The sequence below is a fragment of the Bradyrhizobium viridifuturi genome (genome assembly GCF_001238275.1).
GTDB lineage: Bacteria > Pseudomonadota > Alphaproteobacteria > Rhizobiales > Xanthobacteraceae > Bradyrhizobium > Bradyrhizobium viridifuturi.
Window position 1 is genome coordinate 44,766 of the sequence record NZ_LGTB01000026.1, and the last position, 25,962, is coordinate 70,727.

Annotated in this window: 18 protein-coding genes and 2 pseudogenes; 11 read left to right on the plus strand and 9 right to left on the minus strand. The window is 63.0% G+C overall.

Annotation, left to right across the window (positions count from 1 at the left end):
- Position 1 precedes the first annotated feature (1 nt).
- From ALC15_RS23210 to ALC15_RS47245, 3 genes are read left to right on the plus strand one after another with little or no spacing between them, the layout of a single operon-like run.
- The gene (locus ALC15_RS23210; protein ID WP_430649187.1) at positions 2 to 442 is read left to right on the plus strand and encodes a (2Fe-2S)-binding protein; all 441 of its coding nucleotides are present in this window, start codon (positions 2 to 4) and stop codon (positions 440 to 442) included.
- Between the two features lie 16 nt (positions 443 to 458).
- Positions 459 to 2,081 (plus strand): xanthine dehydrogenase family protein molybdopterin-binding subunit, encoded by a 1,623-nt coding sequence (locus ALC15_RS47240; RefSeq protein WP_283806286.1) that lies wholly within the window; start codon positions 459 to 461, stop codon positions 2,079 to 2,081.
- Positions 2,063 to 2,827 carry a xanthine dehydrogenase family protein molybdopterin-binding subunit gene (locus ALC15_RS47245; RefSeq protein ID WP_283806287.1) on the plus strand — a complete coding sequence of 255 codons (765 nt, stop codon included), beginning with the start codon at positions 2,063 to 2,065 and terminating at the stop codon, positions 2,825 to 2,827. The genes ALC15_RS47240 and ALC15_RS47245 overlap by 19 nt, the downstream gene beginning before the upstream one ends.
- A 48-nt stretch (positions 2,828 to 2,875) precedes the next feature.
- Here the strand turns inward: ALC15_RS47245 and ALC15_RS23220 are convergent, their stop codons facing one another.
- Positions 2,876 to 3,634 carry an SDR family NAD(P)-dependent oxidoreductase gene (locus ALC15_RS23220; protein ID WP_050629260.1) on the minus strand — a complete coding sequence of 253 codons (759 nt, stop codon included), beginning with the start codon at positions 3,632 to 3,634 and terminating at the stop codon, positions 2,876 to 2,878.
- Between the two features lie 79 nt (positions 3,635 to 3,713).
- On the minus strand, positions 3,714 to 4,985 hold the full coding sequence (locus ALC15_RS23225) for an ROK family protein (RefSeq protein ID WP_050629261.1): 1,272 nt from the start codon (positions 4,983 to 4,985) through the stop codon (positions 3,714 to 3,716).
- A gap of 242 nt (positions 4,986 to 5,227) precedes the next feature.
- Here ALC15_RS23225 and ALC15_RS23230 point away from each other — a divergent pair, with 242 nt between their 5' ends.
- The 8 genes and pseudogenes from ALC15_RS23230 to ALC15_RS23260 all read left to right on the plus strand — a co-directional run bounded on the left by ALC15_RS23230 (position 5,228) and on the right by ALC15_RS23260 (position 13,399).
- Entirely contained in the window at positions 5,228 to 6,193 is a 966-nt protein-coding gene (locus ALC15_RS23230) for a sugar-binding protein (protein ID WP_050629262.1), read from the plus strand.
- Between the two features lie 61 nt (positions 6,194 to 6,254).
- A pseudogene (locus ALC15_RS23235) lies at positions 6,255 to 7,780 on the plus strand (sugar ABC transporter ATP-binding protein).
- Positions 7,777 to 8,838, plus strand: a complete 1,062-nt coding sequence (locus ALC15_RS23240; protein WP_050629263.1) for an ABC transporter permease — start codon at positions 7,777 to 7,779, stop codon at positions 8,836 to 8,838. Before ALC15_RS23235 ends, ALC15_RS23240 begins: the two are co-directional and overlap by 4 nt.
- Positions 8,839 to 8,912: 74 nt before the next feature.
- Entirely contained in the window at positions 8,913 to 9,056 is a 144-nt protein-coding gene (locus tag ALC15_RS45500) for a hypothetical protein (RefSeq protein ID WP_158226457.1), read from the plus strand.
- Between the two features lie 83 nt (positions 9,057 to 9,139).
- Positions 9,140 to 10,489, plus strand: coding sequence for a carbohydrate porin (locus tag ALC15_RS23245; RefSeq protein ID WP_050629264.1), 1,350 nt, complete (start codon positions 9,140 to 9,142; stop codon positions 10,487 to 10,489).
- Between the two features lie 38 nt (positions 10,490 to 10,527).
- Positions 10,528 to 11,292 carry an ATP-binding cassette domain-containing protein gene (locus ALC15_RS23250; RefSeq protein WP_050629265.1) on the plus strand — a complete coding sequence of 255 codons (765 nt, stop codon included), beginning with the start codon at positions 10,528 to 10,530 and terminating at the stop codon, positions 11,290 to 11,292.
- Positions 11,292 to 12,373: pseudogene (locus ALC15_RS23255) on the plus strand (ABC transporter permease). The gene ALC15_RS23250 and the pseudogene ALC15_RS23255 overlap by 1 nt, the downstream one beginning before the upstream one ends.
- Before the next feature lie 93 nt (positions 12,374 to 12,466).
- Positions 12,467 to 13,399, plus strand: a complete 933-nt coding sequence (locus ALC15_RS23260) for a sugar-binding protein (RefSeq protein ID WP_050629266.1) — start codon at positions 12,467 to 12,469, stop codon at positions 13,397 to 13,399.
- A gap of 35 nt (positions 13,400 to 13,434) precedes the next feature.
- Here the strand turns inward: ALC15_RS23260 and ALC15_RS42070 are convergent, their stop codons facing one another.
- The 7 genes from ALC15_RS42070 to ALC15_RS23300 all read right to left on the minus strand — a co-directional run bounded on the left by ALC15_RS42070 (position 13,435) and on the right by ALC15_RS23300 (position 25,949).
- On the minus strand, positions 13,435 to 14,205 hold the full coding sequence (locus tag ALC15_RS42070; RefSeq protein ID WP_050629267.1) for an adenylyl-sulfate kinase: 771 nt from the start codon (positions 14,203 to 14,205) through the stop codon (positions 13,435 to 13,437).
- A 55-nt stretch (positions 14,206 to 14,260) separates the two neighbouring features.
- Positions 14,261 to 16,186, minus strand: coding sequence for a tetratricopeptide repeat-containing sulfotransferase family protein (locus ALC15_RS23270; RefSeq protein WP_094194043.1), 1,926 nt, complete (start codon positions 16,184 to 16,186; stop codon positions 14,261 to 14,263).
- Positions 16,179 to 18,131 (minus strand): tetratricopeptide repeat-containing sulfotransferase family protein, encoded by a 1,953-nt coding sequence (locus ALC15_RS23280; protein ID WP_162240506.1) that lies wholly within the window; start codon positions 18,129 to 18,131, stop codon positions 16,179 to 16,181. Before ALC15_RS23280 ends, ALC15_RS23270 begins: the two co-directional genes overlap by 8 nt.
- Positions 18,132 to 18,154: 23 nt before the next feature.
- The gene (locus ALC15_RS23285; protein ID WP_210168599.1) at positions 18,155 to 19,564 is read right to left on the minus strand and encodes an HlyD family type I secretion periplasmic adaptor subunit; all 1,410 of its coding nucleotides are present in this window, start codon (positions 19,562 to 19,564) and stop codon (positions 18,155 to 18,157) included.
- Between the two features lie 34 nt (positions 19,565 to 19,598).
- Positions 19,599 to 21,764, minus strand: coding sequence for a type I secretion system permease/ATPase (locus ALC15_RS23290; protein ID WP_050629272.1), 2,166 nt, complete (start codon positions 21,762 to 21,764; stop codon positions 19,599 to 19,601).
- Between the two features lie 28 nt (positions 21,765 to 21,792).
- Positions 21,793 to 24,879, minus strand: a complete 3,087-nt coding sequence (locus ALC15_RS23295) for a beta strand repeat-containing protein (protein WP_128089562.1) — start codon at positions 24,877 to 24,879, stop codon at positions 21,793 to 21,795.
- Between the two features lie 320 nt (positions 24,880 to 25,199).
- Positions 25,200 to 25,949, minus strand: coding sequence for an SDR family NAD(P)-dependent oxidoreductase (locus ALC15_RS23300; RefSeq protein ID WP_050629274.1), 750 nt, complete (start codon positions 25,947 to 25,949; stop codon positions 25,200 to 25,202).
- Positions 25,950 to 25,962: the final 13 nt, after the last annotated feature.

Genomic DNA, 25,962 nt, shown 5'->3' on the forward strand with positions numbered 1-25,962 from the left:
CGTGAACGGCGATCGCCTCTCCTCCGCGGCCGACCCTGCCACCCCGCTGGTCGATGTGCTGCGCGAGGAGATGCACCTGACCGGTGCGAAGCCGGTCTGTCGCGAGGGCTTTTGCGGTGCCTGCATGGTGCTGGTCGATGGCGAGCCCATGCCGTCATGTCTGCTGCCCACGGCGCTGGCCAACGGCCGCGAGATCGAGACAGTCGAAGGCCTTGCGCCGCACGGCCAATTGAATCGCATCCAGGCTGCGCTTGAGGCCGGCGATGCCGTGCAATGCGGCATGTGCTTTCCCGGCATGGTGGTGAGCCTGACACACCTGCTGACGACCCGGCCGGATGCAACCCGTGACGATATCCGCGCGGCGCTGACCGGGAACATCTGCCGCTGCACCGGCTATGAACGCATCGTCGAGGCGACATTGCTCGCCTTGGCCACGAGATGATCGGGGAGGTGCAGGAATGTCCGACGTTTCCGCAACGATGGATCTGCGCCGGCGTGACGCCGCCGACAAGCTGCGCGGCCGCACGCGCTACACCATCGATCGGTATCTGCCGGGCATGCTGCATGCCGCGGTGCTGCGCGCCAGCGTACCGGCCGGGCGGCTCATTCGTCTCGATACCTCCAGGGCAGCCCGCATGCCGGGGGTGCGCGCCATCGTAACGGCGGCCGATGCGCCCGGAATGATCGGGATCGGCATCGCCGATCACCCGCTGTTCGCCCGCGACGTCATCCGCTACGACGGCGAACCACTGGCCGCAGTCGCAGCCGTCACGCTGGCGCAGGCGCAAGCCGCGCTCGCGGCGATTGACGTCGAGATCGAGCCGTTTCCCGCCGTCTTGACCATGGCCGATGCGCTGGCGCCGGATGCACGTCTGGTTCATCCGGACTGGCGCGACTACGAGGTCCTGCTCGAAGGCAGCACACGTGGCGGCAACGTCGCCTGGGAGGCGACCGTCGTTCGCGGCGATGTCGATGCCGCCTTTGCCCGGCCTGACGTCGAGATCGTCGAAAGCTGCTTTCGCGTCGGCCGGCAGAACCACGTCGCCTTCGAGCCGCGTGCGGTGGTCGCGAGCTACGAGGACGGGCGCTTCCACATCGAGACGTCGACGCAGGTTCCCTGGAGCATCCGCAATGCGACCGCGCGCCTGCTCGGCGTGCCGGCGTCACAGGTCCGTGTCACCGTGCCGCCGGTCGGCGGCGGCTTCGGCCTCAAATTCGATCTGGCGGTGGAACCGTTCGCCGCCCTGCTCGCCCGCGCCAGCGGCCGGCCGGTACGCCTGGTCAATTCGCGCGAGGAGGAGATGCTCACCTGCTTGTTCCGCGAGAACGCCGATATCCGCATCCGCTCGGCCGTGACCCGCGAGGGCGACATCGTTGGGCGCGAGGCGGTGGTCCTGATGGACTGCGGCGCCTATGGCGGCGAGCAGATCTTCCTGACCACCATGACCGCGCACACGCTCGGCGGCAACTACCGGCTCGGAAGCGTGCGCATGGTCTCACGCGCGGTCTACACCAACACGGCGCCGAACGGCGCGTTCCGCTGCTGCAACGGAGTCTACAACACCTTTGCGCTGGAGCGGCACACCGACGAGATCGCGGCAAGGATCGGAATGGATCCGCTCGCCCTCCGCCGCCGCAATGTGCTCGGCGACCGGGATCTCGGCGCCACCGGCCAGATATTCGAAGGCAACGTGCTCGGCCCGATGCTCGAGCGGATGGATACGCTGCGCGATGCGGCCGCGCCGCCGCCGGCGCGCGGCGACGGCCGGCTCTATGGACGGGCGACCACCGTCGGCACCTGGTTCGTCTTCGTCGGCCCGTCGGCCGCGACGGTGAACATGAACGCCGACGGCACAGCGACGCTGGTCACGTCTGGCGTCGAAATTGGGTCCGGCTCGATGATGCAGAGCCTGCCGCAGATCGTCGCCAGTACGCTCGGCATCGCGCCCGAGCATGTGATCGTGCGCGCCGCCGATACCGATGCGGCCGGCTATGACGTCGCGTCGGCGGTGGCCGCACCACCGTCTCGCTCGGCGCGGCCAGCCTGTCGGCAGCGCAGGAGGTGCGCACCAAGCTCCTGAAGGTCGCTTCCGAGATGATCGAGGCTGCGCCCGATGATCTTGTCATGCGCGAGGGCCGGATCGAAATCGCCGGCGTGCCGGGCTCCGGCCGCACCGTCACGGAGGTCGCAACCCGCGCCCAGGCGCTCGGTGGCCCGGTCTCCGGCACCGGCGCCTTCACCGGCGCCGGCGTGCCCGCGATGCCCGGCTGCGTCGCCGGACATTTCATCGACGCGATCGACATTCCCGTCTTCGCGGTCCATGACTGCGAGGTCGCCGTCGATCCGGAAACCGGACATGTCGAGGTGCTGAGCTATCGCGTGGTGCAGGACGTCGGCCGCGCGCTGAACCCGCGCGCGATCCACGGCCAGATCCAGGGCGGTGTCGTGCAGGGGCTGGGTTATGCGTTGCACGAGGAGGTCACGATCGGCGGCAACGGCCGGGTCTGCCAGAACGGCTTCGAAACCTATCGTGTGCCGCTGGCGCTCGATGTCGTGCCGGTCGAAATCAGTCTCTACGAGGGGGCGCCGTCAATCGGACCGCTCGGCACCAAGGGGGCCGGCGAGGTGCCGATCCTCAACGTCGGAGCGACCGTCGCCTGCGCCGTTGCAAACGCCACGGGCAAGCGCGTCCAGACGCTTCCATTAACCCCGCCGCGGGTGCTCGAGTTGCTGCTCGACCGCACGCAGGATCTGGCCCTGCCCCACATACCCGATGCGTGGACCGACAATCTGATCCGTTCGCATCAGACAGCTTACGACAAATAGCAGCGCAACCCGCGCCCGTCCGGCGCGTCAACGCGGTCAATTGAACCGCTAGACCCAGCCGCCGTCGACGATATGGCTCTGGTTGGTGCAGGCGCCGCTGTCGTCGGCGGCGAAGAACAGGACGACGCGGGCGATGTCGTCAGGCACAAGCTTGCGCTTGAGGCATTGCCGCTGCATCAGTTCAGTGACGCCCTCGGGCGTCAGCCACAGATCCTGCTGCCGCTGGGTCATGATCCATCCGGGCAGGATGGAGTTGACCCGCACGTTGTACGGTCCGAGATCGCGGGCCAGCGCGCGGGTGAGGCCCTGCACCGCGGATTTGGCCGTGGTGTAGCAGGGCATGTTGCCCTGTCCGATCACCCAGCTCACCGATCCGATGTTGATGATCGCACCGCCGCCCGCCAGCTTCATGTCGGGTGCGACCGCCTGGGCGCTGAAGAACTGATGCTTGAGGTTGACCGCGATCCGCTCGTCCCAGAATTCCGGGGTGACGTCCTCGATCGCATGACGATCATCGCGCGCTGCGTTGTTGACCAGGATGGTGATCGGCCCGAGCGCTTCGCGAATGCCGTCGACCGCGCGGCGCAGCGCGCCGATGTCGCGCAGATCGGCGTGTTCGAAGTGCACGCGCGCTTGCGCTCCCAGATCGGACAGCAGTTGCTCCGAGGACGTCAGATCGATGTCGATGAAACCGACTCGCGCGCCCTGGTTGATGAACTGGCGGACGATGGCCTCGCCAATGCCGGAACCGCCACCGGTGACCAGAACGGTCCGGTCCTTGAGGCTTGGATAGACGGCACCCTGCATTGGCATTCTCTCGATTTGGCGCCTGAAGCGCGTCGGTTGCTCTGCTGCGGCTCAAGCGGAGAGCCACAGCTCCCGAGATTCACTCGGTCGATTCCATGTGGCTTCGGTCCACGACCCGCAGCGTCCGCCGCACCATACCGTCGACGATCGTCGCCGACTCGCTGGGACGCACATGGATCGCCGTCGACTTGAGCAGCCACGGCAGCACCGCCTGCTCGAGCCGCTCTTCATAGGCGGTGCGCATCATGTCGAACGCCTCCAGGCCGGGACCTGCGAGGATCAAATGATGCGGGCGCAACACCGATATCGTCGTGGCGACCGCTTCGGCGAGCGCGTGGCCCGCCTGGCGGAATAGCTGCTCGAGACGGGGATCGCCGGCGCGTGCCCGCGCGCGCAGCAGCGCCATCTGCGCCTCGGACGGTTGCTGCGACACCGCCGGCGGCAGGTCGAGGAAGGTACGGGCGTCGCGGTAGAGCGCATAGTCGGCGAGATGGGCCTCGATGCAGCCGCGCTGACCACAGCGACATTGCGGGCCATTCGGCGTCAACTTGACATGGCCGATCTCGCTGCCCGCACCGGCACCCCAGCGCGCTTCACCGTCGACAACGATGCCCATGCCGATGCCGTGACCGACCATGAGCGTGGCCGTGAGGCCCTGCGCCAGTGCCGGCTCGGCCGCGACGAGCGCGAGCGCCACCGCGACCGCATCGTTCGCCATCACGACTTCGACGCCGAATTCCTCGCGGATCGGTTTTGCCAGGTCGACGTCGGTGATCGACAGCGCGGGGCTCCACAGATGCCGGCCGGCGTCGGCGTCGACGATGCCTTGCAGCGCAATCCCGATTCCCAGCAGCCGGTCTCGCGGCGTGCCGGTCGCTTCGAGCATGGCCTCGATCTGCGCGATCACGAGATCGCGCAACGCGTCTGCATCGAGGCCCCGCGTCGTCAGTTCGAGCCGCGACTGCGCCATGGCCGAGCCGCTGAAATCGGCGATCAACGTCTCGATCAAATTCATGCGCAGCGAGACGGCAATGATGCGACCGAATTCAGGATTCAAGGTGAGCAGGACGGCCGGACGGCCGCGGCGGCGGCCGTTCAGCCCATCCGTATCCTCGTCTTCGGTATCGTCCGGCCACGACGTCGCGGCATCCGTCTCGGCCTCAACCAGCAGGTCTTCCGCCATCAGCTTCGACGTAATGGCCGAAATGGCCGGGAAGCTCAGCCCGGTGCTGCGCGCCAGTTCGACGCGCGGCAACGGCCCCTGGCGCCGCAAGACTTCGACGAGACGGTCGCGGTTCGATCCGCGGGCCAGACTTGAAGCGCGTCTCAGCGGTTCGGGCTGCTCATTCATGCCGGCTTTTTTAATTCGCTTGATAAAATTATTCAACGGATACGCCTCAAATATTGGCCAGAAAGCGTCGATAGCGGCCGAAATACATCACCTTCCTACTATTCTTGCTTGCAAGGTATGGACTCGAACATCCTTGACTGGACATTTTGTCGCGCTAATTTATTAGTTACGTGAATAAAATAAGGCGTGAAAAGCGCCGGGTGTGAAATCCCCTCACCGGGGGTGTCGACAGGGAGGTGCATATGAATGACTCAACAAGAAGATTGATCGTGCCGTTGTTGGCGGGCGCAGCCGCGCTCGCGATGGCCACGGGGATAGCACAGGCGCAGCAAAAAAAGACCATCGCGCTGGTGACCAACGTCGCGGCCGACTTCTGGACCATCGCGGGCCGCGGGCTCGAGAAGGCGCAGAAAGAGCACTCCGACTACAATATCGAGCTGATCGTCACCAACGAAGGCACTGCGGCCGGCCAAAGGCGCGAGCTGGACGACCTGCTGGTGCGCGGCGTCGCCGGCATCTCGATCTCCGTCGACGATGCACCGCATGCGACCGAAGAACTCAACAAGGTTGCGGCCAAGACCGTGCTGATCACGACCGACAGCGACGCGCCGCAGAGCAATCGCCTCGCCTATATCGGCACCGACAACGTCGCGGCCGGACGGCAGGCCGGCGAGGAGATCAAGAAGGCGCTGCCGAACGGCGGCAAGATCGCGCTGTTCGTCGGAACGATGGACGCCGATAACGCCCGCGAGCGCGTGCAGGGCATCAAGGAATCGATCGCCGGCACCAAGGTCGAGCTGGTCGACGTGTTCACCGACCAGGTGGACTTCGCCAAGGCCAAGGCGAACATGGAGAACGTGCTCGTCAAATACCCCGACATCGCGCTGCTGTCCGGCCTGTGGAGCTACGAGACCCCGCTGATCTATGACGCGGTGAAGGCCGCGGGCAAGGCCGGCAAGGTGAAGATCGTCGGCTTCGACGAGGATCAGCGCACGCTACGCGGCATCTCCGACGGCACGATCGAATCCACCGTCGTGCAGCAGCCCTACGAGTTCGGCTACCTCTCCGCCACCAACATCATCAAGACGCTGAATGGCGACAAGTCCTGGATCCCGAAGGACAGCAAGCTGATCGTGCCGACCAAGGTGATCACCAAGGCCAACGTCGCGGAGTTCGCCGCCCATCTGAAAGAGCTGCTGAAGAAGTAACTTCAGTCGGCTTCATCGCCCGGCCGCGACAGGCCGGGCGATGCGCAGGAGGATATGCCGAATGGCGGAGACGCTGCTCGAACTCAGCGGAATCAGTAAGACCTATCCCGGCGTCAGGGCGCTCGACGACGTCAATCTGCGCGTCGGCCGCGGCGAGGTGCTGGGCCTGATCGGCGAGAACGGCGCCGGCAAATCGACGCTGATGCGCGTGCTGGCCGGCGTGATCGCGCCAAGCGCGGGCGCGATCCGCATCGGTGGCACCGAGCACGCCCGGATGACGGTGAACGAGGCGACGCTCGCCGGCATCGCCTTTGTGCACCAGGAGCTGAACCTGTTCGAGAATCTCGACGTCGCAGCTAACGTCTTCATCGGGCGCGAGAAGCTTGTCGGCGGCCCACTGAAGCTGGTCGACAATGCGGAGATGCGCGCCCGCGTGACGCCGCTGCTGGAACGGCTGGGCGCCGATTTCACGCCGGGCACGCTGGTCGACAATCTGTCGATCGCGGAGCGCCAGATGGTGGAGATCGCCAAGCGCTCTCCATCGACGCCCGCGTGATCATCATGGACGAGCCGACCTCGAGCCTGACGATTTCGGAGACGGAACGGCTGCTCGAGGTGATCGCCGACCTGAAGGCGCACGGCATCTCGGTGATCTACATCTCGCATCGGCTCGGCGAGATCATGAGCTGCGCCGATCGCGTCGTCGTGCTGCGCGACGGGCGCACCGTGGGCGAGCTGGCGCGGAACGAGCTGAGCCATGCTGCCATGATCCGCCTGATGATCGGCCGCGACCTGAAGGCGCTTTATACGCCGCCGGCGCATTCGCCGCAGCCGGGCGGCTGCGACATCGCCGGCGTGGTGACGACGGCGTTTCCCGATCGGCAGATCGACCTTTCGGTGCGGCGCGGCGAAATCCTCGGCCTCGCCGGACTCGTGGGCGCCGGCCGCACCTCGCTGGCCCGCGCGGTGTTCGGCATCGATCCGGTGCTGGGCGGCGAGATCAGGATCGACAACGCGCCGGTCGATGTCACCTCGCCGCGCGAGGCGATCAGGCAGGGAATCTACCTGGTGCCGGAGGATCGCAAGAAATCCGGGCTGGTTCTGGAACTGCCGATCCGCGAAAACGTGACGCTCGCGAGCCTGCTGGACCACGCGCGGATGTGGCTGGTCAACGGCACGGCCGAGCGCAAGGTCGCAAAGGACCAGGCGAGGCGCCTGTCGATCAAGGCGCCGAGCATCGACATCGAAGCGGTGACGCTCTCCGGCGGCAACCAGCAGAAAGTGGTGCTGGGCAAGTGGCTCTCGATGCAGCCCCGCGTGATGTTCTTCGATGAGCCGACCCGCGGCATCGACGTCGGCGCCAAGAGCGAGATCTACGCGCTGATGCGCAGCCTCGCCGACCAGGGTGTCGCGATCGTGATGATCTCCTCCGACATGGAAGAGGTCATCGGCGTCTCCGACCGCGTCGCGGTGATGCATGAAGGTAGCGTCAGCGGCGTGCTCGAGCGTGATCAGTTCAGCGAATACAACGTGTTGCGGCTGGCGGTCGGCCAAGCGCTCGAAACCGTGGAGGCCGCAACGCCATGATGAAGAAAGAACTCGGCCTGTTCTTGCTGCTGGCGGTGATCTCCGCCATCACCGGCGCGATCAACCCGGCCTTTCTGTCGTTCGTGAACCTGTTGAACATGGCCAATCTGATCGGCCTGTTCGGTGTGTTCGCGCTGGGTGAAGGGCTCGTCATTATCACCGGAGGCATCGATCTTTCGCTCGGCTCGATGTTCGCGCTGCTCGGCGTCGTCTTCATCGACCTGCTGACGACCTATCAGGTGCCCTGGCCGTTCGCGCTGCTGCTGGTCCTGATGGGTGGGCTTGCGCTGGGCGGTATCCAGGGTTTCCTGATCACCCGGCTGAGGATGCAGCCCTTCATCGTGACGCTGTGCGGGCTTTTGATCTATCGCGGCGCCGCGCGCTACTACACCAGCGATTCCACACGCGGCTTCGGCTACGGCGACGAGGCCAGCACGCTGAGCAACATCGCTTCCGGCAATGTTGCCGGTATTCCGAACACCTTCATCTTCCTGATCATCCTGGCGGTGATCCTCGGCGTGCTGCTGCACCGTTCGGTCTACGGGCGCTGGCTCTATGCCGTAGGCAAGAACGAGGAAGCGGCGCGCTACTCCGGCATCAGGACTAACCTCGTGATCGCGACCGCCTATGTCATCAGCGGCGGCCTTGCCGGCGTCTCGACCGTCCTGTTCGTCTTCTACACCAACTCGGTCTCGCCGAGTTCCTTCGGCAATTTCTACGAACTCTATGCGATTGCGGCGGCCGTCCTCGGCGGCTGCAGCCTGCGCGGCGGTGAAGGCTCCATTCTCGGCATAGTGCTCGGGACGGCGCTGCTGCAGGTGCTGCAGAACCTCGTCAACATCCTCGGCATTCCGAACTCGCTGAACTTCGCGGTGATGGGCACCGTGATTCTGATCGGCGTGCTGGCGGATCAGCAATTGCAGGCCCGGCGGCGGCGCAAGGCCGCGCTGGCCGGCCTCGCCCGCACGGCACCCAAATCGAAGGAACCCACGATTAGGCAGAGCGCGTCCGCACACGGCGCGGCCGCGTTGCCGACGAGCGCGGGTGATCAGGCGTGAAAACACGATACCGAGAGCCGCGATCGGGAATATGAGCGCGGTGACGCAGGTAGAGGACCAAGGGGAGAAGTTCGATGCGCATGACCGATGAAGCACACGGCGCTCGCGTGCAGGTCGGCGCTGCGGCCCGAGGGCGGCCGCAGCTCGGGCTCACCGCCGCCTCGAAGGCTTTGGTGTGCTTGAGTTTTCTATCTAACGTTGAAAGTTCCATGCACTGAACGGAGCGCGTTCCGGCTGAAGGGCTTTGGGCGGGGACGCGACACGAAAATCGACAAAGCCGGGGACGCTGGGAGTGCAGAAAATGTCACTTTGGTCTGAAAGCACCGCGCGGGCGTGCGGCGTGGGGATCGCCTTGTTATCTCTGTTCGGCGGCGGCGCACATGCTGCCGATCTGTTAACGAAGGCTCCGCCTGTGCCTTACACGGAAACCGATGATTTCTGGACGAGACCGTATCTGTTCGGCGATCTCGGCAGAACGCAGCTCAAGGAATGGGGCATCTCGCTGGCCCTGACGTTGGGCGATGAAGCGGTAGGCAATCTTTCGGGCGGCAACAAGAATGTCGGGGCTAACGCCGGACAGCTGTTCTTCCAGGCAAAGTTTGACATGGCGAAGCTCGCCGGCATCCAGGGCGGCACCGTCGGCCTCACGTTGGTCGACCGCTTCGGCCACAATCTGAACGACGACGCAGGCATTCCGGCCTTGCAGCTGACTAACGAAGTGTTCGGCCGCGGCAATATCCTGCGCCTCACAGAACTCTACTACTCGCAAAAGCTGTTCGATGACCGCCTCGAACTAAAGGGCGGCCGTCTGCCGGTCGGCTCCGACTTCTTCTTCGGCCTGTGCGAGTTCATCAACCTGACCTTCTGCGGCGGCCAGCCCGGCAACATCCAGGGTGGCTACATCTACAATTGGCCGGTGAGCCAATGGGCCGGTGTGGCCCACTACAACTTCGCCAAGGAATGGCAGCTGTCGGTCGGCGTCTACGACGCCAATCCGAATTATCTGACGACGTCGGATTCCGCGACCTACTTCCTGCCGGGCGTCCCCGGCTCGAGCCGGGCCTCCGGCGTGCTGGTGCCGGTCGAGGTGGTCTGGGCGCCGAGCGGTCCCTTGAACGGAACCTGGAGATTCGGCGGCTGGTATGACAGCGCTTCGACGATTGACGGCGGCCTGCCGGGCATCATTGCGGCTATCCCCGGCGTCGATGGTGTCCCGGGCCAGAATCTCGGAGATCAGCGCGGCCGCTATGGCGTTTATGAGTCGATCCTGCAGCGGCTGACCGTCGACGGTGCAAAGGCACAGGGTTGGTACATGTTCCTCAATACGACGGTCGCCGATCATCGGACGTCGTATCAGGACTACCAGGTCGCCCTGGGCGTCAGGCACACCGGAACGTTCTCCTGGCGCCCTGAAGACGAAGTCGGCTTCGCAGTGGGTACGACCCACGTGAATTCGGCCGCGCTCACCCCGAATGCCGGCGGCAATGAAGTGCCGATCGAGGCCTGGTACGGCTGGCAGGCGACCGGCTGGATGAACCTCAAGTTCGACGCCCAGTATGTGATCAATCCTGGCGGACGCGGCTACAACGCTGCAGGCGTCAAGACCGAGAACGCCTGGGTGCTTGGTCTGCGCACGCTGGTGCACTTCTGAGCCGAAGGTGTTGCCAGCATGCCTGAGCGAGGCCAGCCATGGTGACCCCTCACGACGCCGGGCTGGCAGTCCTGGAGCTGAAGGGTATTGGCAAGGAGTTCGGCGCCATTCGTGCTTTGCATGGCGTCGACCTGCGTATCTCTCCCGGCGAAGTTGTCGGCCTGATGGGCGACAACGGCGCCGGCAAGTCGACGCTGGTCAAGATCATCGCCGGCAACTTCCCGCCAAGCCACGGCGAGATCCGCTTCGACGGCAAGCCGGTGCAATTCGCCCGTCCGATCGATGCCCGCGCGGTCGGGATCGAAGTGGTCTATCAGGACCTCGCGCTCGCCGACAATCTCACGGCAGCGGCCAACGTATTCCTCGGCCGTGAGCTCAAGCGCAAGCTTGGTCCGTTCGCGCTTCTCGACCACAAGGCGATGGCCGCGCGTGCGCTGGAGCTGTTCGGCGAGCTGCGCTCGGAAACCCGGCCGCACGATCTCGTCAAGCAGATGTCGGGCGGCCAGCGCCAGGCGGTCGCGATCGCGCGGACCCGGCTCTCCAACGCCAAGCTCGTCATGATGGACGAGCCGACGGCCGCAATCTCGGTCCGCCAGGTCGAGCAGGTCCTGGGCCTGATCCATCGCCTGAAGGAACAGGGCGTCGCCGTCATGCTGATCTCGCACCGCATGCCCGACGTGTTCGCGGTCTGCGATCGCGTCGTCGTCATGCGGCGCGGCGAGAAGCGCGCCGACAAGTCGATCGGCGACACCAGCCCCGAGGAAGTCACCTCCCTGATCACGGGAGCGAAGGAGGCTGCGTGATGGCCACGCCCGTGGAATCTCCCCTCACCTTCACCAATGTCGGCAAGACCCAATGGTGGCGAAGCGGCTTCTTCGCCTCGCAGACCGGCTACGTCCTGCTGACGCTGGTGGCGCTGTTCGTGGTGATGAACTTCGCCAGCCCTTACTTCCTCACCCAAGGTAATCTGCAGAATGTGGCGAAGAACTTTTCCTTCATCGCCATCGCCACGCTCGGCGTAACCCTCGTCATCATCACGGGTGGCATTGACCTCTCGGTGGGCTCGGTGATGTGCTTCTCCGCGATGATCACTCGATGGTCATGACGTCCATCTCGACGCCGGGCATGCCGGGCGCGGACTGGTTCGTGCATCTTGCGCCTGACGGCAAGACCGTGATCGCCAACATGCCCGGGCTGATCCTGCTGGTCTCGATCCTGGCAGGGCTAGGCGTTGCGCTCGTGGTCGGCCTTGTCAATGGCTTCTGCATCGCAGCGCTCGGACTGTCGCCCTTCGTCACCACGCTCGGCATGCTCTCGATCGTACGCGGCCTTGGCTACGTCGTCTCCAACGGCCGGGGCAGCTTTCCCAGCGGGCCCGACGCCGATTCCTTCTACAAGCTGACATCGGGCGTCGTGTTCGGTATGCCCGCGCCCTTCATCTACCTCGTGGTGCTCGCCGCGGCGATGGCGGTCGTGCTGCATCACACCGGCTTCGGCCGCCACGTCTTTGCCCTCGGCGGCAACGAGAAGGCGGCGGCGTTGACCGGCATTTCGGTGGTGCGCGTCAAGATCGAGGTCTACGTGATCTGCGCTCTCGCGGCCGGCCTGCAGGGCATCATCGTCTGCGGCTGGCTCGGATCCGCGCCGGCCAACATGGCGACCTCCTACGAGCTCAACGTCATCGCGGCCGCCGTGATCGGCGGCGCCAATCTTGCCGGCGGCGCCGGTGGCCCGCTCGGGGCCATCGTCGGCTGCGTGCTGCTGGAGGTGATCCGCAACGGCCTCGTGCTGGCACAGGTCAACTCCTACTGGCAGCAGACCCTGGTGGGCGTGATCATCATCGCGGCGGTGCTGGTCGATCGCCTTCGCTCGCGCATGGCCTGACAAATTCGTCCTGGAGGATCGTCAATGTCCGCCTATCCGCCTCCCGGAGCCGACGCCTGAACGGATAGGCACATAAGAATGCGGAGGGAAAGAATGAGGAAGGCACTTCTTGCCGCCGCGGTGCTCGCCATGATGGCGACGCCCGGCTTTGCGCAGAGCTACAAATTCGTGATCGTGCCGAAAGCGATGAACAATCCGTTCTTCGACTTCGCGCGCGACGGCTGCCAGAAGCGAGCCAAGGAGCTCGGCAACATCGAATGCATCTACAAAGGTCCCGTCGAGCACGAGCCGGCGACGCAAGCTCAGATCATCCAGGACTTCATCACCCAGAAAGTTGACGGCCTCGCCATCTCGGTCGCCGACGTTGCCGCCATGACCAAGTCGATCGAGGCGGCAACCGCCGCCGGCATTGCCGTCATCACATTCGACTCCGACGCACCTGGCTCGAAACGGATTGCCTATATCGGCACCGACAACAAGGAGTTCGGCACAGCGCTCGGCAAGCAGTTGTTGAAGCTTCGGCCCGACGGCGGCAAATACGCGATGATCTCCGGCGGACCGGGTGCGGCGAACCTCGCTGAGCGCGTCGACGGCGTTCGAGAGGCACTCAAGGGCTCGAAGTGGACCGAGGTCGGCGGATCGCCGACCTTCTGTAATGACGACCCCGCGCTGGGCGTCCAGCAGATGACCGATCTGCGCACCGCAACACCCGACCTTGCGGCGATCATCCCGGTCGGTGGCTGGCCGATGTTCGCGCCGGAAGGCTTCAAGGCATTCGCCAGCAAGAGCAAGAAGGACATCGACGCCGGAAAATTCACGCTCGTCGTCGCCGATACCCTCAAGATGCAGCTGGAACTCCTGAACGAAGGCTATGCCAATGCGCTGATCGGCCAGCGGCCGTTCGAGATGGGCGAGAAGGCGATGGACACGCTTCTTGCCATCAAGAAGGGCCAGAAGGTGCCGGAGATCATCCACACCGGCCTCGACGTGGTAACAAAGGACAACGTCGCGGCGATGCTGAAGTAGCGGCTGGGCGGCGCTTTGATGGTTCGCCGCGCTCGTTATCGAGAGCAGCTCATCAAGCGCCGCACTTCGCTCGCCGAGATTGCCTCGGTGCGCTCATCCAGCACCAACTTCTCCACGGCATATCCGACGTCTCGCCCGTAGAGCACGTTGGTGATGTTCGGCAGCGCGACCACGACGAAGCGGCCGACGTGGTCTGCAAGGCCGGCTTCGATGCGCTGCCTGATCTCAGAAAACGAGAACGGATTCTTTTCGTCGGTTCCGTGTGTATCGCGCACGGCCACGCATACTTGTCCAACACGCCGGATGCCTTCCTCAATCAGTCGGCGGTGGCCTGCATGGAACGGTTGGTAACGCCCGATGAAGAGTGCGGTCGGCTTCCGTGGATCGAACGGTGGACGTAATCTGGCAAGGACCTGCTCTGCCCAGAATTGCGGCGTCCCATTTCCGTTCACGCGGAGATCGCAGTCGCCGGGAACAACGAACATGCGGTTGGTATCTTCGAAGCGCCCGGCATCGATGCGATCGACCCAGATGACAAATGCGCTTCCAAAAGCCGCTCGCGTCTCTTCTGTCGGACAGACGAAATCAGCAATCACCGTACCACCCGCCTCGACCACGCGATCGCACATCCATCCCATCCGCCTGGCGTGCTCCACGCGGTCATCGTGACTAAAGCCGAGATCGCGTGACAGGTTCTCCCGCACGGCGTCCGCATTGAACACGACGGCATTGAGCAGTGGTGCAAGGGCTTTTGCCAGTGTGGTCTTGCCCGCGCCGGGCAGTCCCATGATCAATATCTTGCGCATCTCGTTCCTCTTGGAAGATACAGAACCGTAGCCGGATGCTGATCGGTGGCCCGCTTCACGAGGCACCCATCCTGACGTTCGTCTGTCGCGGCAGGCTGTCAAAGGCGCCAAGCCAGGGTTCATATCGTTGCCACCGAGAGACCGAAGTCCGATAGATCGGCTGCCGCGCCTGCCACAGGCTTGCGGTCTTGATCACGCGCTGGTTCCGCTCCGGCCGCAGACAGGCGTCGTTCCATTGCAGGCCACAAAAATCAATGATCCGTCGTATGACAGGCTCGGGAGCCGCGACCACATCCTCATAGTTGATCTCCATTAGAAATGCCGGCGGCAGCACGTTCCGCCAATGCTCGGTCAGCCGGGCATATTGCTGGTAATAGTCGACAATCCATTGCCGATCGAACGAGAAGTCCATGCCATTCGCAAAGTTGTTGAAGTAGACCGAAAGGCAGGTATCGATGGGATCGCGGCGACAATGGATGACGCGTGCCCTGGGGAAGGTTGCATACAGCAGTCCGACGTTGTGGACGTTCTGCGGCAGCTTGTCGGTGATCCTCTGCGCTGTGACAGAGATTTGCTTCAGCCTCGTCTGATATGCTGCTTGCGTTTCCCGGATCCAGGCCGGATCGATCCTGCCTTCACGGTCCACTCCGAATTCTGCCGCACGATCGGGCCAAAAGCTCAGCTCGCCACCCGCGATGACTTCGGGATGGCTCGACAGTATCTGTTCGACCAAGGTCGTGCCGGAGCGTGGCATTCCGACGATCAGCACCGGCGCGTCCCACTCGTGCGCGGCGTCCTGGTTGCCGGCAAAGAATTGTGGCGTGAAACGCCGGATCAACCGGTCGACGAGCTCGCCGTGCGCGGCGGGATTGTAGTGCTTGTTCTTGACGCGCTTTTTCAGCGCGTTCGCTTTGTCGAAATGCTCGATGGCACGACCGTAGTCACCGATATCGTCATAGCCCTTGCCCAACGCGAAATGGACCAGCGCCGCCTCGTGTCCGGTGATAGCCGGATTTCCTAACTTGCGCTCCAGCTGGCCGATCAAGGGGCGATCGGCATCGGAGAGCCGCTTCACCTCGACCAGGCCAACAGGCCCCAGTATGTCGTGAGCGTTCAGCGCGCTCGCCAGGTCGAATGATGCGGACGCTTCATCGAAGCGACCCTGCTGCATCAGGATTGTACCGAGCATGGCATGCGCATCGCTCTTGCGCGGTTCGAGCGAGATCGCCCGTCTGACAAGTTCCTCCGACGCCGAATCATCGCCCTCGAAGCCAAGTATCCTGGCCTCGCACAGCAACGCGAAGGCAGTGCCGGGTCTGAGCGCAGCAGCGGCACGCAGGCATTCGATGGCACGTTTGCGGTAGCCCTCCTCCTCCAGCAACAGACCGAGCTTGAAGTGTGCTTCCACGAGATTCGGCCGCAACCGGGCGGCTTCTCGATACCGTTCCATCGCAGCGGGCAGCGACCCTAGTGCCTCCAGTGCAAGCCCCATGTTGTAGTGTGTTAACCCGGACGATGGATTGATCCGCAGGGCCTCGGTGAAGCAATCGATGGCTCGCTCGAACTGGCTCTCCGCCAGATGGACGAGTCCACGGTCGTTATGCGCTTCGGCGCTATCAGGCTGAAGTCCCAGTGCGAGATCGAGCTCGTTGGCCGCTCCGGCAAGATCACCGTCCTCGCGAAGCAGGTTAGCCAGTTGAACATGGGCCGACGCAAGGTTCGGATGCAATGATGCAGCGCGCTTCGCGATTCGAAGCGCGAACGGCAATCGGCCGGTTTGTCCGGCCACGGCAGTCAGTATCTGCAGACCGGCAAGGTGGTCTGGCTGCTGGACCAGGATCTCGCGAGCCCGTCGCTCGGCATCATCCCCTCGACCATCGGTGTACGCCTCAATCGCATCCTTCAGCAGGACTTGAATATCGTTGGACGATGGAGCGGTCGCTGGCGTCTCCTCGATCCACATGGCGAATTCGTCACTCATGCCGGGTCAACGCCGTGAATAGGGGATCGAGGTGCTTCTCATAATTCCGCCACCGCCCGACTGAGCTCTGATAAAGCGGTTGCCGAACCTGCCAGTAGCTCAGGGTCGACACCGGCCGCTCGGTCAAGTGAAAGTTCATGCAGGCCGGCTCCCAGTCCAAGCCGAGAAACCTGATCAGGCGTCGGCTTTGACCTTCGAGATCCTCGGTCAAGGTTTCGTAGTTCATTTCGATCATCCGATCGGGCAACAGACCGATCCAGTGCCGGGCCAGACGCCTGATCAGCCGCGCCCTGTGGCCGCAGTCCGCAAGGTCGTAGGAAAAATGCTGCGCACCAGGCGCGAACATCTGAAAATAGCAGGACAATGCGGTGTCGCGATCATCACGGCTGCACAGGACGATTCGAGCCCGGGGATACAGCTGCGCGACAAGACCCACGTGAAGAATGTTGTCCGGCATTTTATCGACGACGCGATGAGCACCTTTCGCATCACCGTACAGCTTGACGATATGCTCCTTCGCAAGCTTCCGTGCTGTGTCATGAAAGGCTTGCGTGGCGCCGGCAATATCGGAGCGGCTCAAGACGCCGTCCATCCGGATGACATCACCGAGTTCACCCGCACCGAATACACGCGAATGGCTGGCGCAGATCTGCTCCACCAGCGTCGTGCCCGACCTCGGCATGCCGACGACGAATACCGGCAATTCCGACATGTTGCTGAAGTCCGTCGCTTCGATGCAGGATCGATCGCGATAGCGTTCGATCAATTGCTCGACGCGGGCGGCGAAGGCGTCCTTGTCGAACAAATCCGCCATCTTGGGCCAAATCCCGCGAACCAGGCCGTTTGCAGCTGAATACCGCGCGAACGCCTCATCGTATCGTCCGCTCTTGTCCAGCAGACGTCCGAGGCCGAACCCTGCGGTGATCCGCCCGTCTATGCTTGTGTCGGGCTGCTCCAGCGCATCGGCAAGGCGTTGCTCGTCTTCCATCTCGAGCGCGGAGCCCTCGCTGGATACGTGCTTGTATGACCGCAAATCGCCCGGATTGAGTGCGCGAACCTTGCCGGAATAGCTGTCAGCCTCTTCGAACCGGCCGAGCGATCGCAGTGCCCAGCCGATTCCAGCCAGGGCGTCAGGCAGGCCAGGCGAGATGGTCTCGGCGCGCTGGAAACACACCAGCGCCTCGTCGGCCTGGTTCAGATAGATCAGCGTGGCACCTTTGGCGCACAAGAATTCCGGAATGTCCGGCTTCAAGGACAGCGCCTTGTTGTGACAGCGCAATGCCTCCGGCAATTGCCCCATATCTCGAAACTGGCTTCCCAGAACGTAGTACGATTCCGCCCGGTTCGGGGACAGAGCTATGATCTTGGACCAGCGACGCGTGGCGTCTTGCAATCGCCCGGCGGATCTTAGCGTGATGGCAAGGTGAATCTGCGCCGGCATGGAAGTGGGGGCGATTGCGACCGCCGCCTCACAGTAGGACACCGCCGCTTCATAGCGACCGATGTCCGACAACAACCTCGCAAGTTCAGTATATGCCAGGACCATGTCCTGCTTGAGCCTAATAGCGTGCTGATACGCACCGATCGCCTCGTCATTCTCATGGATCGTCCGCAAGGCGCTGCCGAGATTGACCCATGCCTCGGGATGGCCGGGATGAACCTTGATCGAGCGCCGGATCAGGTCGATTGCGCGTCGGACGTCGCCGCGTTGCAGTTCGATGGCGCCCAGCATGTGCAGCGCCTGGGGATGGTCGGGCAGTCTTGCCAGGACGTTGCGATATCCCGCCTCGGCCTCGGCCAGGTCTCCCGATTTGTGAGCAGCGACCGCAGCCGAGAGAACGTCGACGATCTCCGTCATCTGGCTGCGGAAACCCTCGTTCTCGTCGAACAACCTGGCAAGTCTCGCACGGAATTCTTCGGCGGGACCAAGCGCCGCGCCTGTCATGGCTGCCCCTGGTGAGGCCCCACTCATCGCTCGCGCAAGCTCTCATGTCTGTAGCGCATGATCGGCGACAGCACATACTCAATCACGCGCCGCTGCCCGGTCTTGATCTCCGCCGTCACCCCCATGCCGGGCCCCAGCTGCATTTCCCCCTGTTCCGTACCGATCGTGGTCTCCTTCAGCGCAATGCGAACCATGTAGGAGGATTCCCGCTCGGAAGGACTCCCTGCACCCTGCTGTTTCGCCGCAAACGGATCTTTGTCAGATGGATCGGAAGACGAGCGCGTGTAGCGCAAGGCGTCACGGCCGACGAGCCGGACATTGCCGTGGAGGAGACCGTAACGCGTGTAGTTGAAGGTCTCGACCTTGATCTCGGCTTGCTGCCCCACTTCGACGAACCCCACCTCGCGGTTCGGAAGAGTCGCTTCGACCTCCAGCTTCGAGCCACGAGGAACCACGACCATCAGCGTCTGGGCCGGCGTTACGACGCCGCCGACCGTGTGGACCGACAGCTGTTCTACCGTTCCATCAACCGGTGACCTGAGGGTCTGCAACCCGCTGCGTTGCCGGGCCTTGATGCTGTCCTGTGACAGCTGGGCCGCAGTCTGGTTCGCCTTCGCCAGCTCCTTGATGTCCTGATCCCGCAACTCCTCTTCCGTTTGCTTCCGCTGCTGGATCAACGCGGCGATCTGCGCAACCGTCGCTTCGACGTGGTGCTCGGTCGCAATCCGGGTATGCTTTGCCTCAACCAACTGCCGCTCGGACTCCAGCAGGTTGACCTTTGACGTCAGGCTCTTTTCCAGGAGCTCCCGGTACATCCGCACCTTCTCGTCGAGCAGGGGCAGCGTCGCGTCGATCTTGGCAATGGTTGCCTTCGACTCGTCCCGCTCCGCCACCTTGGCCAGGACTTGCTGATCGATCCCGTCGAGCTTGGCGTGGTGCTGTGCCAACTCGGTCAACATTTGACGCTTCTGCGCATTGACCAGCGCCGGGTCCGCGTCCGTTGGCGCAACGAAGGCCTCAGCGTCTCCGGCGAGTTGTGCGGACAACCGTACCGCATCCAACCTCGCCTGCATCTGATCCCGTGCAATCCGGTCGACATCCGCAGCGGTGGCGGTCGGATCGAGCTCGACCAACACATCGCCACGGCGGACAACATCGCCTTCGCTGATCGCGATCCGCTTCACCACTCCGATTTCGAGCGGCTGGATCAGCTTCACCTCTCCGGCCGGGATCAACCGTCCGTTCGCCACTGCAATGATGTCCACCTTGCCAAGGCAGGCCCAGATCACCGCCACCGTCACCAGCAAGACGATCGTTCCGATCATCAGATGACCGGCCGGTGACGCCGGGGTTTCGATCACCTCGAGTGCACTGGGCAGGAACTCCCGCTCAGAGGCCCGGCGCTGCGCCGAGCGGCGCTGAAAGAGCACCACCTCACCGGCCTTGTGATCAGCAGCCGAGGCTCCGTTAGACCGCATTGGAGATCCCCGACTGGAGCCGATAGAGATGGGCGTAGCGTCCCGACCGACGGAGCAGCTCTTCGTGCGTGCCTTCTTCCACCTTTCGTCCGTGGTCGAGCGTGATCAGACTGTCGGCACCGCGGACGGTCGAGAGCCGATGGGCGATGACAAGCACCGTCCGGCCAGCTGCGATGCGACGCATGTTCTCCTGGATGACACGCTCGCTTTCATAATCCAGCGCGCTGGTTGCTTCGTCGAAGATCAGGATCCGCGGATTTGCCATCAGCGCGCGGGCGATCGCAATGCGTTGCCGCTGACCGCCCGACAAGGATGCGCCGCGTTCGCCGATCGTCGTGTCGTAGCCTTGCGGCAGCTCGACGATGAAATCATGCGCTCCCGACAAGGTCGCGGCGCGAATGATCTGCTCGATCGGCGCGCCCGGATCGGCCAGCGCGATATTCTCGCGCACCGAGCGGTTGAACAGAACGTTGTCCTGCAGCACGATGCCGATTTGGTGACGTAACCAGGCAGTATCGACCATGCTGAGGTCGACCCCGTCGATCAGCACGCGACCGGACTCCGGCGTATAGAGGCGCTGCACCAGCTTGGCGAGTGTGGATTTTCCCGATCCCGATGGCCCGACGATGCCGATGACCTGCCCCGGTGCCACATGTAGCGAGACATCGGAGAGCACTGCTGGCCCGTTCGCCACGTAGCGGAACGTAACATGCTCGAACCGGACCTCGCCCCTGATCGCCGGTAGCGAGGCCGCACCCGTCTGGGCAGGCTCGCGCTGCGTATTCAGAATATCGCCCAAGCGAGCGATCGAGAGCCTGGTCTGCTGGAAATCCTGCCATAGCTGCGCAATGCGTAACACCGGCTGGGCGACTCGCCCGGCCAGCATGTTGAAGGCGACGAGTTCGCCCACGGTAAGGTCACCCACCATCACCGCCTTTGCGCCCAGGTAGAGCGTGGCGACGATGGTGAACTTGTTGATGAACTGGACGATCTGACCGCCGATATTTCCCAAGGTCTGTGCGCGGAAGCTGGCGCGGACATAGCCCGACAGTTGATCTTCCCATCGTCGCAGCATCTGCGGCTCGACGGCCATCGCCTTGATGGTTTCGGCGCCGCTGACCGACTCGACCAGAAAGGCCTGATTGTCGGCACCACGGGCGAATTTCTCATCGAGACGGCGACGCAGCACCGGCGTCAGGATCACGCTGATGATCAGATATGCCGGCAGCGAGGCAATGACGATCCACGTCAATAGCGGACTGTAGAGGTACATGACCGCGAGGAAGATGAAGGTGAAGAACAGGTCGATCGACAGCGTCAGCGCGGAACCCGTGATGAAATTGCGGATATTCTCCAGTTCACGCACGCGTGCGACGGAGTCGCCGACACGGCGATTGGCGAAGTAGGAAAGCGGCAGGCCGAGAAGATGATCGAACAGCCGCGCGCCCAGTTCGACATCGATGCGGTTCGTGGTGTGACTGAAGATATAGGTACGCAACGCACCCAGCGTCACTTCGAACACCGACACAAATGCCAGGCCGATCATCAATACGTCGAGCGTCGACAGCCCGCGATGCACCAGCACCTTGTCCACCACCACCTGGAAGAACAGCGGCGAGACCAGGCCGAGCAGTTGCAGGAAGAATGACGCGATCAGCACCTCGGTAAGCGCATATCGATACCGATGCACCGCCGACAGAAACCACCTGATATCAAAACGATTGGCCAGCATCGCTGGCGAAAGCCGTCTGCTCAGCAGGATCAGCTCACCCGTCCAGACCGTGTCCAGATCCGAGCGTTCCAGCAGATTCGGGTGCGCCGTCCCCGCGGCGTGCACGGCGGCGCGACCGTCAATGACCCGGCTGACGATGGCGAACTGGTCGTTCCCGTTGACCAGAATTGCCGGAAGCGGCGTCTTCTCGAGCCGGTCCCAGTTGGTCTTCACCAGCCGCGCGCGCAATCCGAGACGCCGCGCGATACGGATCAGATCCTCCTTGCCCGCGATCGTGCCCGCCACCAGGTGGTGGCGCCCCAAGGTCACCGGGTTTGCCGGAATCCCCAGATGTCGCGCGATCTGACAGAGCGCCACAAGCCCTGTATCAGTCCTGGGTGGGACTGATACAGGCTCCGGTTTTCCATCGTTGACGGTGTCCACAGCGCTAAGCCGTAAATCGCAGCGATGGTTATACGGTCTGAGTCACGGTCTGTTGCCCGAACCCGTTCAAGGCGAACGTCTTGTTGTAGATCGGCGGGAACGTGCCGAGCTGCACAGTCGTACCGGCCTTGAACGCGGTGAACGAGCCGATGTGACTGACGGAAAGCGCGAGCGCAGTGATCGAGGCGTTCATCGTGGCGCCAAGGGAGGTGTTGTTCGTCAAGGTTGCCGTCGGCACCAGACCAAGGCCGAACTCGATCTTCCCGTCGTGGTTGAAGTCGTGACTTGACGCATTCGGAATCGTCAGCGGCGTGCCGAACGACAACGGTTCGACCGTCCCATCTTCCAGGACCAGTGCAGGCACCAACCCGGAGGAGTTAAGATCGAACTTCTGCACCACATTCAGACCGATCCCGAGAATCAGATCGAGGACATCGATCGACAACGGACCGATGTTGATGTCGGTCACGTCGGTGCCGAAGATGATGTTGCTGGCGATCGCGACGAGGTCGCCCGACAGGTTCACGATATCGTTGCTGGTCCCCGTGCCGGAGATCGTGCCGGGGCCGGCGTTGCTGCCATTGGTGTTCACATTGGGGAATGCCAGGGTCAGCTGTGCGCCGCCGGGCAGGTCGATCGTCGTGCTGAGCTGGCTGCTCTTCAGGCTGAAGCCCAACACCGGCTTGGTGAACGACCCGACGCTCACATGTGTGCTCGGGCCGGTGCCGAAGACGGTGGCGTGGGCGCCGGCCGTAAGGCCAAGATCCAGCCCAAAGGTGAATGAGCCGCTTGGCCCATGCGCGGTGAAGTGTCCACCGCCGAGTTGCACATCGGTCGCCATGATCTGCATCGTGTCGGTGGTCTTGTTATAGGTGGAGTCCAGCCCGACGTTGAACGGTAGCGTGGCGCTGATGTCGCCTGCGGTGATCTTCAGGTCCGCCTGAACGCCGGCCCTGACGTGCAGGTTGGCACCGGCGCTGGCGATCGTCGTGGAGACACCAAGGGTTCCGATCACGGCTTTCTTCGACGTGCTGTAGTTCTTGTCGAGACCGAGGAATCCGGTGTTGAAGTCCTTGCTGAAAGCTGCCCCGGTATCCCAGATGCTTTGGCCGGTGGTCTGGAACGTCAGATCGGTCGAGGATTGGGCGTTGTCGATCACGATCGATTGGCTCGTGCTGGTCGAAGCGGATACAGTCGGGCTTTCGGTCTCGGCTGCGGTCGCGGTGATCCCCAGGGAGTCGACGATGGACGTGTCCGCTGGCATCAGGATGTCGACTTCGTCCTGGAAACTGCCCTGGTTGGACGGGTCGAGATTGATGGTATTGCCTGACAGCAATCCGAGCTTGTCTATGATGGACGTTGCGCCCGTCGTTCCGGTCAAGTTCAGCGCGATGCTCTGAATGAAATCCGAGCCCTGGTTCACGGTCCCAAAGTCACCCGATTGGGAGGTGATTTCCAGACGGACTTCGTTGATCGGGTCGCCCGGTTGCATCGGGAGCACAGTCACGTTCACGGTGGGCGCGTCCGCGACCGGCGTTTCGTTCACGGTAACCAGCGTTACCGCGTTGTTACCCGCACCATCGGATGAGTAAACCTGGAAGACATCCTGATCTCCGGTCGGAATCCCGTTGACGAAATCGTCGAGCGTCGTCGGCGTGTATGTGAGGCTCTGTCCGTCCGGCGCGATGGTGACCGTGCCGTATTTCGGTCCGAGCGGCCCTGGAGCAACCCCCGTAATGCTCATATTGGCGCCGCCGACCAGATTGCCGATCGGGATCGTGATCGCCGTATCTTCGAGCGTGGTTTCGGTATCGGCGGTAATCGTCTGGGTGATGGTCGTGGACGCGGTGGCCGGGGAGCCGGTGTTTTCGACTTCGGCATTGGTCCCGGTCAGCGACAGGGTGTCGCTGAACGTCGATCCGGCCGGCAATGAGACCAGCAGTTCGTCCGTGAACTGCCCCTGGTTCGCAGGAGGCGTAATCAGGTTACCGGACAACAGGCCGTCACTGTCAGTCACCGTGATGCCGATGGTGTTGGTGCCGGTCAACGAAAGGCTCAAGCTCTTGATGTAGTCCGACATCTGGTTGATCGTCGCGAAATCACCCGATGTGACGGTGACGTCGAACCGCACCAGCGTCGCGGCGTCGCCGGCATGCGGCGCGGCAATTTGATCAACAACCTTCGGTGGGTCTGCCACAGGCGTGGCGTTCACAGTGACGAAGCTTGTCACCTCGCCGCCGAAACTGTCGGTCACACAAACCTGGAACGCGTCCTCGTTGCCGGTCAGAATGCCGTCGACGTAATAGTCAAGCGTCGTCGGCGTATAGATCAGGCTCTTTCCGTCGGGCGCAATGGTCACCGTGCCATACTGCGGTCCCTCGGGGCCGGTGCCGATTTCGCCAATACTCAGGATCGCGCCGCTGTTCTTGTCAGTCGCGAGCGCGCTGACCGGAATGGTGATTGATTGATCCTCCAGCGTCGTCACCGTGTCGGGCGTGGCCGTCGGTGCAAAGGGCGCGACCGTCTCGAGTTTCTGGCCGACACTGAGCGTCCTGACGCCGACGATTCCGGTTTCACCGGTCGGGTGAAGGTCATCGATCGACAAATCGTGCGCAGCGTCGCTCAGGACGAAGCTGGTTGAGTGGATGTCGAGATGATTGCTGCCGATACCAGCCAGCCCGAACTCCATCCCGACGTCGAACGCCGGCACCTTGGCGCCGTTCATGTTGACGCCATTCTTCAGGTTGATCACGCTCCCGGCCCCGGTCACGAACTGCGTGATGTCGGGATCGCCGGTGACCCGGAGGCTGGACAGCTTTCCGTTGGTGAAATCAAAGAACAGACCCGACAGATCGGCCTTCGGCCCCTGCATCGTCACCGTGAAATCAAGGTTGCCGCCATCTTCGACAACTGTGACTTCTGCTCCGGGTGAGCCCGGCACTGTGAAACTGATGCTCCGGGGGCATACGACTTCGCTCTTGGGCGGTGAAGTCGGATCGGTGGGAAGGAATACTCCGTCTACATTTCCGTAGAGCGCGGCAGGGAAGGTAGCGTCTAAGGGATTTCCATCGGACCAGTACCAGAAGCCGTCCTTGTTCTTGAGGACCAACGCCATCACAGCCTCCCTCGATCATTGATGAAAAATCAATTGCTACAATGCACTTCTCCTCGCGAACTCTCCTGCGTGAGATGGTTCGCGGTACTGCCAATAGAGAATTGACTGACGAAAACGATATTGGGTAAGCGACGAAACTATTGCACGATCGCGTTGTCGCCACAACGCTTATCGTTTCAACTTTTAACTAATACATCTTTAGATAGTACGATCGCGCAGCAAGAGAGCCGACAATTGGATCGATGATCTCTGGTCGAAGCTGATGAATGCGCTCGACGATTTAGGCAGCGGCGAAAGCGCATCGAGGCGTGCGTGCTGCCTTACGCATCCGCGGACTGCGGCAGAAATTTCGCGATAGACCAGCCGCCATCGACCGGAAGCACGACACCGTTGATGAAGCTTGCGGCGTCCGACGCGAGGAAGGCACAGGCCTCACCGATCTCTTCGGGTTGGCCGACCCGACCGAGCGGGCAGCCCTCGATCATCATGCGATGCCACCACGCGTTGTTCTTGATGCGGTCGTCGGTGCCGGGACTCCAGATCAGGCCGGGCGCCACTGCGTTGACGCGAATGCCGTCCTTGCCGAACTCGGTCGCCAGCATTTTGGTGATGCCGACGACGGCGAATTTGGTCGGCACATAGGCAGCACTGCCCGCCGCCCCGATCATCCCGAACACCGATGCAATGTTGACGATGGCGCCATGGCTTTGCTTCAAGGCCGGAAGCGCGAGGCGACAGAGTCGCAGCACCGGCCGGACATTGATCGAGTAATAGCGCTCGTAATCGTCGTCGGTCGTCTCCATGAAGCCGCGCGCGTTGCCGAGGCCGGCATTGTTGACGAGTGCATCAAGCCTGCCGAAGCGGCGGACGCACTCGGTGACGGCCTGCTCGCAGGCGTTGCCGTCACGAAGGTCGGCGGTGACATGCGCGTAGCTGCTCTCTGTTGCGACCATCTCGCTCGCCGGCTTCTGGTCAACGCCGAACACCTGCCAGCCATGTTTGAGGAACACTTTTGCGATCCCCAGGCCAACGCCCTGGGACGAGCCCGTCACCATCACCGTGCGCGTCATATCGATCTCCTTA

What these genes read in the sequence shown, in the direction of transcription:
- ALC15_RS23245 (WP_050629264.1), top strand. Translation starts at nt 9,140, where the DNA reads ATGTCACTTTGGTCTGAAAGCACCGCGCGGGCGTGCGGCGTGGGGATC.
- ALC15_RS42070 (WP_050629267.1), bottom strand. Translation starts at nt 14,205, where the DNA reads ATGCGCAAGATATTGATCATGGGACTGCCCGGCGCGGGCAAGACCACA.
- ALC15_RS23220 (WP_050629260.1), bottom strand. Translation starts at nt 3,634, where the DNA reads ATGCAGGGTGCCGTCTATCCAAGCCTCAAGGACCGGACCGTTCTGGTC.
- ALC15_RS23280 (WP_162240506.1), bottom strand. Translation starts at nt 18,131, where the DNA reads ATGACAGGCGCGGCGCTTGGTCCCGCCGAAGAATTCCGTGCGAGACTT.
- ALC15_RS23270 (WP_094194043.1), bottom strand. Translation starts at nt 16,186, where the DNA reads ATGAGTGACGAATTCGCCATGTGGATCGAGGAGACGCCAGCGACCGCT.
- ALC15_RS47240 (WP_283806286.1), top strand. Translation starts at nt 459, where the DNA reads ATGTCCGACGTTTCCGCAACGATGGATCTGCGCCGGCGTGACGCCGCC.
- ALC15_RS23250 (WP_050629265.1), top strand. Translation starts at nt 10,528, where the DNA reads ATGGTGACCCCTCACGACGCCGGGCTGGCAGTCCTGGAGCTGAAGGGT.
- ALC15_RS23300 (WP_050629274.1), bottom strand. Translation starts at nt 25,949, where the DNA reads ATGACGCGCACGGTGATGGTGACGGGCTCGTCCCAGGGCGTTGGCCTG.
- ALC15_RS23240 (WP_050629263.1), top strand. Translation starts at nt 7,777, where the DNA reads ATGATGAAGAAAGAACTCGGCCTGTTCTTGCTGCTGGCGGTGATCTCC.
- ALC15_RS23260 (WP_050629266.1), top strand. Translation starts at nt 12,467, where the DNA reads ATGAGGAAGGCACTTCTTGCCGCCGCGGTGCTCGCCATGATGGCGACG.
- ALC15_RS45500 (WP_158226457.1), top strand. Translation starts at nt 8,913, where the DNA reads ATGCGCATGACCGATGAAGCACACGGCGCTCGCGTGCAGGTCGGCGCT.
- ALC15_RS23225 (WP_050629261.1), bottom strand. Translation starts at nt 4,985, where the DNA reads ATGAATGAGCAGCCCGAACCGCTGAGACGCGCTTCAAGTCTGGCCCGC.
- ALC15_RS23230 (WP_050629262.1), top strand. Translation starts at nt 5,228, where the DNA reads ATGAATGACTCAACAAGAAGATTGATCGTGCCGTTGTTGGCGGGCGCA.
- ALC15_RS23295 (WP_128089562.1), bottom strand. Translation starts at nt 24,879, where the DNA reads ATGGCGTTGGTCCTCAAGAACAAGGACGGCTTCTGGTACTGGTCCGAT.